The sequence below is a fragment of the Chroococcidiopsis sp. TS-821 genome (assembly GCF_002939305.1).
Classification (GTDB): Bacteria; Cyanobacteriota; Cyanobacteriia; order Cyanobacteriales; family Chroococcidiopsidaceae; genus Chroogloeocystis.
Window position 1 is genome coordinate 30,669 of the sequence record NZ_MVDI01000007.1, and the last position, 11,127, is coordinate 41,795.

Genomic DNA, 11,127 nt, shown 5'->3' on the forward strand with positions numbered 1-11,127 from the left:
CTGTGAATTCTGACACTAGAAACATAAAATAGCAAAATAGTTTTTTTACAAATTTTGATGATAGATGCTTAATATTTACTTGATGATTCTCATTTTTATGTATAAGCAAAACTCATGGTATATCCCACATAACTTAAGAATAAGATAATTTATAAACAATGGTAAAGTCGATATTTATAACCGTTCATTTTCGGTCTAGCTTCAGAGTCGATTGAGCAACCTTTTAGTTTTGGTTCTATAGTAGGAAAAAAATTAACTACCCATAAAGTTAGAGGCTTTGGTAATTGTAATATAGTTTTTTCCAAAACTTTAATAGATGAAGGATTTTGTTCTAGGCAAGCTAGAAGAAATAAAGGAGAATTAGTAGCAGAAAATTGATAAGAATAATAATTTTTGAACTCTAACGCCAACCCCATCATTTCACCGATTTGCTCGTGAGTAAAGTGAGTTGTCGCAATGAGAGTAGAATTTTGCGAGTCTTTATTTATAATAGGAATTAATAGATCGGGGCGATCGGGTTTTTGATAAGCAAAGTTGTAAATAACTGTAAGACTTCCTAACAATCCTGCGAAAAGTAGCAAAATAACTATTTTTTTGCCTTTTAATTTTGGCGAATACACGAACAGTATTTGGCGAATTCTTACTGATAATGAATAATTTAAAACTTTATTAGAATCCCAATAAATAGAGATTGCTGCTGCCAATAAAACTAGAACAACAGGAAAGTAAAAGAATTGATATCTTGCGGCAATAGTTAAATCGGCATCAAAGATAAAAGAAATAATATAAACAAGTGCGATCGCGGCTAAAAGAAATTGCAGTAAAGCTAGACATGCCCATCGAGTTGGAGGATAGCTAATTTGCACTTGAATACCTTGTATAATAGCTGGAAGCAGCCAGATAAAAAATCCGAATAATAACGCACCAAAGAAAAGTATTATAAATATATTGACACCCTCAATAGGCAGCAAGGCGAACATTGTAATTATCCAAGCTAGAAGTTGAAGAATACTTTCTAGAAGATTGAAGGAATTATCGTCAAAAATCCATTGAGTTGTTTGTTTATTTGGGATACTTTGCCATACTGGAAGCCAAACAAAACTAGCAATCAAAGTACCAATGACTACGGCAAATAGACGGTACCAATGTGCAAAAGAAAAGTTTTGAAGGTGATTTTTAGATTTAATCCAATTATAAAAATCTGCAAGCCAAAAGCTCAGAAGCACTAGCGTTATTGCACAGATGAATAAGAAAAAGAAGTAGTGAACTGCAATACCCAAAGCGTTAATAAATACCCAAAGTAATGCTACCCAGCCTGCCAAACATTCGCGGCGCTGAAGATGACGAATAGCTAAGATGAAACAATACAAAGATGCAATAACAAGTAGAATAGCTAAAGTATAATGACGGGCTTCTTGCGCTTGATAAATTCCGTACGGCGAAACTGCCATCAGCGCAGCCGCAATTTGTCCGACAATTAACGAACGAAAAGCTAAATAACCTAAACCAAACATTGCTGGAATCGCCGCAACTCCGAAAAAGACACTCAGCGATCGCGCTACCCAAAATAAAGCGAATTCATCACTGGGAGAAAATAATTTCATCCACAGGTGCGTTAAAACAAAATAGACTGGTGGATGCGTGCTTTCAATCATTAAATGCTGAATGACATGACTAACTTCAGCATTCGGATTAAATTGTAGCGGTTGTAAGAGAGTGTCTAAAGCGATCGCTTGGTTGAGGGGAACAGTACGAAAACTATTTCCTAGGCTAAACACCGCAGTAGCAAATTCATCGTTCCAGGGGGGTTTTGTTGCTAAATTGGTCAACCGCAAAACACTGCCAATGATTACCCATCCCACTAAAAGAAATACTTGCAACTGAATGGGAGAAGCTTGAAAAAGCCGTTGATATAAATTAATATCCTGAGGCTGGCGAGATTGTGGTTTCATCAAATTCAACTATTGCAGTAAGAGCAAGCCGAAAATTTTGATTTTTGGTCTTGTTAGCAAAGTTTTCTCACCATTGTTGCTTATTATTGCAGTATATTATGGTATGAAGTCTCAAGTGAAATGCTAAACGCGTGACAGAATGTAGTTTACCGGCTTAATAGCTAGCTTTGACAAAAACATTAAGATATGATACTGCCATATACGTGTTTTTAGCATTACAATTTTGAAAATTACCGCGATTTCTAGTGTGCTTTTATTTTTGAGCGTTTGATGCTAGGTGTCGGCGATTGCAGACTATACAGTCCAGGTTATCTTTTTAGCTTCTGCTATAATTTAAAGTCCCTTGTTTGGTTCGTAGTGACGACATCTTTGACACGGACCTTCCGGATTGACAGCGCAGCGAATATAGCGAGATCTTGCATTAAATTTGCAACTAATATCACCAATGAGATATCCAACTCCTTCTAAGTAATAGCTGTCTAGAGGTGAAGAAACTGGGTAGCGCCTAGCCCTCATTCTGTTTGTCACTGTCATTGCCCGTCTCAACTGAGCTTGCACTCTTTTTTGAGTACGGCGCACGATCCATACTGAAAGTAAAGGCGGGATGAAACCTACAGCAATAATCCAGAGTAGCGCTAACACTGTATACCTCAAAAGGCTTCTAAGCTCCGTGTCGTCGTTTCTTCTTGTATCTAGGATAGATAAATTTTGCTCAACAGTGGTTATAGAAGTTGAAGGGGTGCTTATGACATGTATCTTAACTTCCGACCTCTGACCCATACTATAGTAACTTGTATCCTAGCGATCGCTATCTCATACAAGGTTGTTTGCATTACATAATTGCGAATAGAGTCTTTTAGCTTTGGTACAGAGCTTGTTTCGCTACGGTACTGTTGACACGAGTTTTCCACGCTTTTTGGCAAAGCTGCGTAATGAGTTTGCTAATTGTGTCGCTTCGCGTTCTGCACGAAATAAATCAACTTGGCGAGTTGTGAGCACAAATGTACCAGCTTTGCGTTTAACACAAGGAACCGATGCTTGATGGTATTCGCAAGAACTTTTAATTTGATTTTTGTTAGCAAGGCGATCGCAATTCACTTCAGTGGCGATCGCTTTCAGTTCTAATATTGCATCTTCTAACTCTGCCGCTATTTGATTGATTCGTTGGGCTTGTGCGGCTAAGCGCTGCCATCCTGTTGCCCGTTGTGATATTTGTTCGTGTACTAGCTGCAGTTGTATAGGTTTGATAGCGTTGTTTTGCTGCGGTTGGCAGATTGGTAATTGAGGCGATCGCTTACAGGGCGTGCTTTGCCTAAAAAGGTATTTGCGTCTTGCTCTAATTTTTCTCATGCTAGCTGAAGACAAGATTAGGTAAATTGCTGAGTCATTGCTATAGTAGTACAAATGAACTATTACGTCACGCTTAAAAGCTGAAATTTTCGAGATTTAGGCAGAAAAGACCTTAGGAGGTATAAACTTCATCGACAGTTTGTAAATAGTGTAAATCTAGTCATAAAAATTCTTGCCATCACAATAACGCTGTCAAAGCTAGTTTCTACGTGTTTTAAACGAGTTTTAAGTTGTCCATTACGCACCCCTACTATGCGCGTCAATAGCACCAGTCAATACATCTTTAGTTGTAGGAATTTCCGATCGCCCTATAACAAACAAAAAACCTCTAGCTTTAATTGCATAAGGAAATGGACATCAAGGCGGTAAAGTACCATTCGAAATGGGGGTTGACATTATCTAATATCGCTCTAATAAAAGCTTGACTTCTGTGGCTAAATCGAAATCTTGCATTGCTTCGCATTCAGCTTGACGTACGGCTAAAAATGCCTGCGCTAATTTTGGATTTAAGGAAGTAATGAGCGTGGTATTTTGTTTGAGGTGGGCGATCGCTTCGCCCAAATTTTCTGGTAGTCGGTCAATACCGCGTTTTTGTCGTTCGGTTGGAGATAAATTTCCAGGATCGACATTAATTGCTTCTTGAAGAGTCAAATTACGGCGTACGCCATCAATTCCAGCCGCGATAACAGCACCCAAAGCTAAGTAAGGATTCGCCGCAGCATCCACAGTTTTGAGTTCAAAATGAGTCGGATATTTGTGTAATGGATCGCTAGGAACTCGAATGGCAGCTTCGCGGTTATCAATTCCCCAACAACGAAACGCGCCACTCCAACTGTGCGGACGTAGGCGACGATAAGAATTGGGACTAGGAGTTGCGATCGCCATCAGTGCTGGAAGATGGTATAAAATTCCTGCAATAAATGCTCTTGCCACAGGTGATAGACCGTCTGCATCATGGGGATCTGGAAGTAAATTTTTACCATCACGCCACAAGCTTAAATGTAGATGACAACCACTACCTGCAGCATCGGGAAAAATTTTAGGTAAGAATGAGGCTCTGAGGTTGTGTTGGCGGGCGATCGCGTGCACTGTCGCGCGAAAAGTAATTTGGCGATCGGCAGCAACTAGGGCTGGGCTATAGCGCATCGAAATTTCGTGCTGTCCAGGACCCGATTCAGGATAATATTGCTCAACAGGAATACCTTGCGCGATTAAAGCTTCCGCAATGTCATCAATAACCTCGCGGTTGATATCCATTGCTAAAAGCGCGGCAAAAAGCGTTTTGTCTACGGGTACAATATCTGCGTGCTGTAATAAATAAAACTCATTTTCAAACGCGGCTTGAATTTCGATACCCTCACGAGCTGCACTAGCAATTCTTTGTTTCAGGAAATTACGCGGACACAATGTCCAGGGTTGTCCGCGGTCGATCATATCTCCGATCGCTTGAGCATGACCGCGCGCATACGGTAAATGTGTCAAATTAGACCAATCTGGAACTAAACGAATTTCTCCTACAGGACCTAGCCCACTTGCTGATATAACCGCATCATACATCGCAGGAACGCCTTGCTGCCCCGCAGAGATCCCGATACCGTGCTCGATGTAATGTGATAGGATATCTACGTGTAAAGCTTTGCTGCGAATAATGTTGGCATTGTCACACCAGAGAATCCGCACAAATCGGATACCATCAGCTGCAAGCGATGCGATAAAGTCGTGACTTAGGCTATTTATAGGCATTTACTAATTACCCATTACTGATGAACTGTACCATCAGGCATAATCGTTCCTCTTAAACACGCACCAGTAAGCTTTACCAAAATGCGATCGCCAACTTTGATCCGCGCCCCGCGCAAATCAGCACCGCTCAAGTCAGCACCACTCAAGTCAGCACCCACTAAATTGGCTTCTCGAAGATTGGCATGGCTGAGGTTAGCTTGCAAGAGATTTGCGCGAAACAAATTAGCTTGAAACAAATTTGCTCCACTAAGGTTAACTTTGTGCATAAACGCATCGCTCAAGTTCGCACCTGTAAAATTTGCATTGCGAAAGTCTCGACCTGAGAGATCTTTTTCTTTCAAGTTAGCGCGTTTAAAATCCGCACCCCAATAGCGAGTATCTGTTGAAGATGGGCGAGGCGGGCGATATGACGGTGGTGGTGAGGGGGGAGGTGGAGTAGCAATTTTCTGTTTTTGTTGAAGATGCGATCGCAGGCGATCGCGTGCTGTATTAATTTCTTTAAGAAACTCGTTTGCTTTTTGCTGCAGTCGCGGATTATCTTTAGGAATCCGATCCGGATGCCAAATAAATGCCAAATCTTTATAAGCTTGGTTAATTTCTTCGAGTGTTGCCCCTGGTTCTAGTCCTAGAACTCTGTAGTATCGCTCGTTGGCACTCATCTGCGTTCTTTACCCTGCGTGTTGCTATTTTTTATCTAGCATGATTTATTCGTGCAGCAATCATCGATCGCTCAACTTGCCCGAAGCGGCTCGCATTTCATTATAAATATAAGGTGTAATACACTTTATTTTATGCAATCTCTTAACCGCGTTCTCGGAAGTCTCGCACACTACTGGCTCATTGCCACTGGGGCATTAATTAGCTTACTACTGCTGACAGCAGCAAATGCTATTACTCCACAACTCTTTCGCTGGGGTATCGACCAAGGTATTGCTCGCTTTGACTATCAAGTTATTTTTGAAGTGGCTGGCGCGATGGTGTTAGTCGCGATCGGGCGCGGCTTGTTTAATTTTGGACAAACTTTTTGGGCAGAAAAGGTTTCTCAAGGCGTCGCCTACGATTTACGCAATAAAATTTTTAGGAAGATCCAAAATCTCAGTTTTAGCTATCACGACCAAGCACAAACTTCGCAGTTACTGACGCGGATTACGAGCGATGTCGAACAAATTCGGACTTTTATCGGTACAAGTTTGATTCAAGTGGTTGGTGCTGTCGTCACGTTAGTAACCATTGCAACAATTCTGATTGTGATGAACTGGCAATTGGCATTAATTACTTTGGGTTTGGTTCCGATTGCTGCCACGATCTTGGCACGGTTTCTCATTAAAAATCAAAAGTTGTTTGGTCAAGTGCAAGAACGACTCGGAGACCTCAATGCGGTTTTGCAAGAAAATATTTTCGGGGTTCGTGTTGTCAAAGCTTTTGTGCGCGAACCGATAGAAATGGCGCGATATACCAAGCTCAACGATGACTTGATAAAAGTCAATATGAAGACAATTTCCGCAATTCGCAATACCTTCCCGTGGATCTTTTTACTCAGTAACTTGACTACCGTCGTTGTTGTTGGTGTTGGTGGAATTCAGGTGATTGGCGGAACGTTTTCGATCGGTGAATTGGTTGCATTTAATTCTTATTTATTGTTTATTCTGCAACCAATTTTACTTATCGGTTTTGCCGCCCCTGCGATCGCCCAAGCTGCTGCTTCTGCTGAACGCGTCTACGAAGTTGTTGACGCAGAAATTGAAATTCGCGATCGCCCTCATGCTGTGCCGTTTGAAAAATGCGGGGGTCGGATCGCGTTTGAAAATGTCCATTTCCGCTACCCAGGAGCGACGACAGAGGCTCTTAAAGGCATTTCGTTTGAAACCAAACCTCAAGAATTAATTGCCATCCTTGGCATGACAGGTTCGGGTAAAAGTACGATTATGAATCTAATTCCTCGCTTCTATGATGTCACCGCCGGTGCAGTCCGCATTGACGGGCGTGACGTGCGCGATTTTCAGCTAGAAAGCTTGCGATCGCACATCGGTATTGTCTTTCAAGAAACAACACTGTTTTCTGGGACAATTCGCAACAACATTGCCTACGCAGCACCCGATGCACCATTAGAAAAAGTTATCGAAGTTGCTAAAACGGCTCAAATCCATGATTTTATCGCAAGTTTACCTGATGGCTACGACACCATTGTCGGCGAACGCGGCGTAGGATTATCAGGAGGACAAAAACAACGAATTGCGATCGCGCGGACTCTCCTGACCAACTACCGCATTCTCATTCTTGATGACAGTACCTCAGCAGTTGATGCCAAAACAGCGGCTGCTATTCAAGAAGCTTTAGACGATTTAATGCGCCGCAAAACTTGTACTTCATTCGTAATTGCCCAAAGAATCAGCACTATCCGTAACGCGGATCGCATTTTACTGATGGATAAAGGACATTTAGTTGCACAAGGAACGCATGAGGATTTGATGCGTACAAGTCCACTTTATGGCTCAATTCTCGAATCGCAAATGAAGCAACCGACAACAGCCTAATGAGGAGTGATAAGTTTTGAGCGATGAGTTTTGAGTAATTAGTGAGTAATTAGTGGCTAGTGAATAGTGATAAATTTTGAGTGATGAGTTTTGAGTTATATAAAATACTATTCTTCCTCTGCCCCTCTGCCCCTCTGCTTCCTCTGCACGTCTGGCTCTCTGCCCCTCTGCCCCTCTGCTTCCTCTGCACGTCTGGCTCTCTGCCCCTCTGCTTCCTCTGCACCCTCTGCTTTTCAAAACCCTCTTCAGCCAATCTGCCTAACGACTGTTAATGCCGAGTAACTGACACCCGCAGTTCCTTCACCAGGATGCGTTGAGTCGCCGACTAACCACAAATGCGCGATCGGCGTCCGATTCGCAAAGCCAAATGGACCAAAAGTCGGTATCCGCTGACCAATACCGCCAACAATACCTCGATCTCGTGCTGTATATCGGGCAAAAGTGCGCGGTGTCGCGGCTTCTACGTGAATAATCGTTTCTGGTGTTAAATCAAAAAATTGACCAAGTTTAGAAATTGCCTCTTGCGTATACTTCGCTTTCATTGCTGTATAATCGCGACAGCGCCACCACGGTAACGGATCGACAAACGAAGAAGCAATAATCGTTCTTTTACCTACAGGGGCGCGACCATCCCCAGGACGACTAACCGAAACAAACAACGAGTTATTCTCTCCAATCGGACCATCAGCATCATACATAAATTGCAGATGCGGCGGACATCCAGCCGGAATCGCATTTTCCTCGACGCCCAAGTATATGACAAATGCACCCGATGCTTGTGGCAATTTATCTACGCGTTTTTTGTAACCACTAGGAGCATTTTCACCCAACAACTGTACTAAGTTTTGCACCGTAACATTAGCAACAACATGGTCAGTTGGTTCTGTCCAGGTTTCACCCGTTTTTTGGTCGCGGATAACGACACCAGTTGCTTTATTATTTTCTACTTGGATTTTTTCTACTGTATGGCGCATGAGGAGTTTGCCGCCATCTCTTTCTAAAGCAGTTACGAGGCGATCGCTCAACACCTGCATACTGCCTTCTAGATGGTACAATCCTTGTGGTAGCTGCGATACGCTCAACGCTGTCGCGGCATAAAGTAACGCGGTTTCTTCTGCCTCTACCTGCGAATAAAGCTTGAGTTGCAAATCTAAGAATGTTCTCAATCTTTGATCGTTTCCTAAGCCATATGCCCGCAACGCATCGCCTACCGTCATCAAGGTAAATGGTAAAGTGACTAAAGTTCCAGGACGTATCGCCGTTGCGAGTTGCCACAAATCCCAAAGATTGCGCGGAGGTAAAACCGGATCGCGTCCCTGAAATGCCCAGCTTGCTTGAAATAAAGTTGCGATTAACTGCCAAAATGGTTCGCTACCAGGAAATTGTCGTTGACGTTCGATTTGCCACTTTTCGGCATCGCGCCATACGTTAATTGGCTGGGTTTCGCCTGGAAGATAAACTGCACAAGCCGGATCGCAAGGCGTTGCGTGTGGTAAATCAATTTCAAGTTCGCTAAAAATGCGATGATGAATTCCACCAGGTTCGAGTCCGGCTACTTGCGTTGCACCTACATCAAACGTGAATCCTTTGCGCTTAAATGTAGAAGCACAGCCTCCTGGAACCAACGCCTGATCGACGACTAAAACTTGATAGCCGCGATGCGCTAATAATGCACCTGCGGTGAGTCCACCAATTCCAGCACCAATTACAACAATCCGAGATTTGCTATTGCCTTTCTGACGGCTTGGCATGGGTTGAGCGATAGTATGAAGTTACACTATCTTAATATTAAGTTATGTTGCAAAGATTAATCTTCTCCTCGCTAATGACCGATCATCCAAGGACGCCCTTGTTGATGGTTGTGATGATGCGAGTGCGAATGACGCTGTTGAACTTTCGGTTCTGCACTTTGTTCAATCCGGCGGCTCAACGCCGAAGGCGTAAAAATCAAACCTGCAACAGAGTAAATTCTTTTTGCTAAAGCATCACAACTCGGACACAGCATCGGTTCGCTAGCTTGTGCCATACTGCGCCAGGTTTCAAAAGAGCCACAGGTATCGCAACGAAATTCGTATAACGGCATAAATACTTCTCTGGAAATGGGTAATAGGTGATGGGTAACGGGTATATTTGCCAATGACCGATGACCAGTTACCAATTACCAGCCTTTAAGTTGTTTAAATTACGTCTATTTCTATCTATTTAGCTTATGATGGCAAAACATTTCTTTCAAAAATTGCGGTAGGAATGGCGATCGTGCAGCAAGCATTGGGAATATCAACAATTCCGCTAATTCGTCCTTCAACAGGCGCAGAACCTAGCAAAAGATAAATTTGTTCGCCAGTGTAGCCAAACTTTTTAAAATACTCGATCGCATTTAAACAGGCGCGGCGATAGGCAACGTGCGCATCTAAATAATACTGTTCCCCCGAAAATTCATCGACAGAAATACCTTCAAATACTAAGTATTCAGAATAGCGCGGTTCAACTGGACCTGGTTTAAAAATAGGATTTGTGAGTCCGTATTTAGCAACACCGCCTTTAATTAAATCGACATGAAGATCGAGATACCCTGCCATTTCAATCGCGCCACAGAAAGTAATTTCGCCATCACCTTGCGAAAAGTGAATATCTCCCATCGAGAGTTTTGCGCCCTCAACGTACACAGGGAAGTAAATCCGCGAACCTTTTGATAAATTCTTGATATCGCAGTTACCGCCATGTTCGCGGGGTGGGACAGTTCTTGCGGCTTCTTGGGCTACTCGGTCATATTCTGCACCTTTAAGCGAACCGAGAATTGCATTTTTTGGATTGGGTAAATTTGCTAAAGGTGGAATGCGGTTCGGGTTGGTGGCGACTAGATCGGCTTCGCGCTTATTCCACTGGGCAAGTAATTCTGCTGACGGGGCGCACCCGATCAAGCCAGGATGCGGAATTCCGGCAAATCTGACATCAGGAATGTGACGCGATCGCGCGTAAATCCCTTGAATATCCCAAATTGCTTTTTGCGCAGTGGGAAAGTGTTCTGTCAAGAAGCCACCGCCATTTTCTCGTGCAAAGATTCCCGTAAAACCCCATTCGTAATTGGGTAGCGTTCCTACATCAAGCAAGTCAACGACAAGAATATCTCCAGGTTCTGCGCCATTCACCCAGATTGGTCCGCTCAAAACATGAACCACACTCAAGTCAACATCGCGCACGTCGTCGGGACTATCGTTATTGCCAATTTGCCCGTCAGTCCAGTCTTTGCACTCAATCCGAAATACAGACCCAGGATTTACCGAAGCAACAGCAGGAATGTCAGGATGCCAGCGATTATGACCTACTAAATCTTGCTCAGTAAATGGCTTGTTTAGGTCAACTTTGAAGAGAACTTCTGGCATAGCATCCTCCACCAAACACTGATGAAAACGTGATGGAGATAATCGTGCAGCAATCAACACTTGTAAACCGTAGCTTTAGTTACCAAATATTGCAGAAAACTTTTGATTTAACCGCGAATTGTGCTGCAGCAATCTCGCAGACAGAATTTATTTGATTTAGATGTG

9 protein-coding genes are annotated in these 11,127 nt (G+C 43.0%); 1 reads left to right on the forward strand and 8 read right to left on the reverse strand.

Annotated elements, in window-relative coordinates:
* Positions 1 to 149: 149 nt before the first annotated feature.
* The 5 genes from B1A85_RS16845 to B1A85_RS16865 form a co-directional block, all read right to left on the reverse strand.
* Entirely contained in the window at positions 150 to 1,952 is a 1,803-nt protein-coding gene (locus B1A85_RS16845; RefSeq protein ID WP_104547906.1) for a glycosyltransferase family 39 protein, read from the reverse strand.
* A gap of 333 nt (positions 1,953 to 2,285) precedes the next feature.
* Positions 2,286 to 2,594, reverse strand: coding sequence for a DUF6464 family protein (locus tag B1A85_RS25300; RefSeq protein ID WP_104547907.1), 309 nt, complete (start codon positions 2,592 to 2,594; stop codon positions 2,286 to 2,288).
* A 240-nt stretch (positions 2,595 to 2,834) separates the two neighbouring features.
* Positions 2,835 to 3,302: a hypothetical protein gene (locus tag B1A85_RS16855; RefSeq protein WP_210404530.1), complete on the reverse strand. Its 468-nt coding sequence runs from the start codon at positions 3,300 to 3,302 to the stop codon at positions 2,835 to 2,837.
* Positions 3,303 to 3,701: 399 nt separating this feature from the next.
* On the reverse strand, positions 3,702 to 5,045 hold the full coding sequence (locus tag B1A85_RS16860) for a glutamine synthetase family protein (protein ID WP_104547908.1): 1,344 nt from the start codon (positions 5,043 to 5,045) through the stop codon (positions 3,702 to 3,704).
* A 14-nt stretch (positions 5,046 to 5,059) separates the two neighbouring features.
* Positions 5,060 to 5,704: a pentapeptide repeat-containing protein gene (locus B1A85_RS16865; protein ID WP_104547909.1), complete on the reverse strand. Its 645-nt coding sequence runs from the start codon at positions 5,702 to 5,704 to the stop codon at positions 5,060 to 5,062.
* Between the two features lie 132 nt (positions 5,705 to 5,836).
* Between B1A85_RS16865 and B1A85_RS16870 the strand changes: the two genes are divergently transcribed.
* Positions 5,837 to 7,579, forward strand: a complete 1,743-nt coding sequence (locus B1A85_RS16870; protein ID WP_104547910.1) for an ABC transporter ATP-binding protein — start codon at positions 5,837 to 5,839, stop codon at positions 7,577 to 7,579.
* Positions 7,580 to 7,824: 245 nt separating this feature from the next.
* On the opposite strand, the gene crtD is transcribed toward B1A85_RS16870, so the two are convergent.
* From crtD to fmdA, 3 genes are all read right to left on the reverse strand, one after another.
* The gene (crtD, locus tag B1A85_RS16875; RefSeq protein WP_104547911.1) at positions 7,825 to 9,330 is read right to left on the reverse strand and encodes a C-3',4' desaturase CrtD; all 1,506 of its coding nucleotides are present in this window, start codon (positions 9,328 to 9,330) and stop codon (positions 7,825 to 7,827) included.
* Positions 9,331 to 9,401: 71 nt separating this feature from the next.
* Entirely contained in the window at positions 9,402 to 9,662 is a 261-nt protein-coding gene (locus tag B1A85_RS16880) for an FmdB family zinc ribbon protein (RefSeq protein ID WP_104547912.1), read from the reverse strand.
* 124 nt (positions 9,663 to 9,786) lie between these two features.
* On the reverse strand, positions 9,787 to 10,962 hold the full coding sequence (fmdA, locus tag B1A85_RS16885) for a formamidase (RefSeq protein WP_104547913.1): 1,176 nt from the start codon (positions 10,960 to 10,962) through the stop codon (positions 9,787 to 9,789).
* Between the last annotated feature and the right edge of the window lie 165 nt (positions 10,963 to 11,127).